Source organism: Pseudomonas sp. PA-1-3F (genome assembly GCF_021609665.1).
Classification (GTDB): domain Bacteria; phylum Pseudomonadota; class Gammaproteobacteria; order Pseudomonadales; family Pseudomonadaceae; genus Aquipseudomonas; species Aquipseudomonas paracarnis.
The window spans coordinates 1-639 of the sequence record NZ_WJZD01000082.1 but is presented as its reverse complement, the minus strand read 5'-3'; the positions used below and the strand labels follow the sequence as shown (position 1 = coordinate 639).

The window sequence follows — 639 nt, the reverse complement described above, 5'->3', positions numbered from 1 at the left end:
GCTACGACAACGCTCGGCTATTGCTCACCGAGATCGAAAACGAAGCCGGCGAAACCTACCAACTCGACTACCACCCCAACGGCCTGATCCGCCAGGAAACCGGCTTCGACGGCCAGCGCACCGCCTATGCCTACGACCTCAACGGCCACCTGCTGGAAAAGACCGAATACGGCGACGATGGCAGTCAGCTAATCACCCACTACCAGCGCGACCACGCCGGGCGCCTCGTACGAAAAACCCTGCCCGATGACAGCGTTGTCGACTATGCCTACGACCGCCAAGGCAACCTCCTCAGCGTCGAAGACGGTCACTGGGCGTTGGCCTACGAATACAACCGCCAAAACCGCCTCACCGCCGAACACCAAGGCTGGGGCACCCTGCGCTACGGCTACGACGCCTGCGGGCAACTGAAAAACCTGTGCCTGCCGGATAATAACCGCGTCACCTTCAACCACGACAAAGGCGGCCACCTCGCCACCGTCGAACTCAACGGTGAAGTGCTTACCTCGCACCTATTCAAGAGCGGCCGCGAGCATCAGCGCCAGCAAGGCCAACTGCTCAGCCACTACCACTACGACGACCAGAATCGTCTGCACGCCCACGCCGTTACGCAGCAGCAAAACTATTTCTACCAACGCC

Annotated in this window: 1 pseudogene; it reads left to right on the top strand. The window is 60.6% G+C overall.

The window, feature by feature from the left end:
• Positions 1 to 639: pseudogene (locus GIV26_RS27460) on the top strand (type IV secretion protein Rhs); the annotation flags it as partial.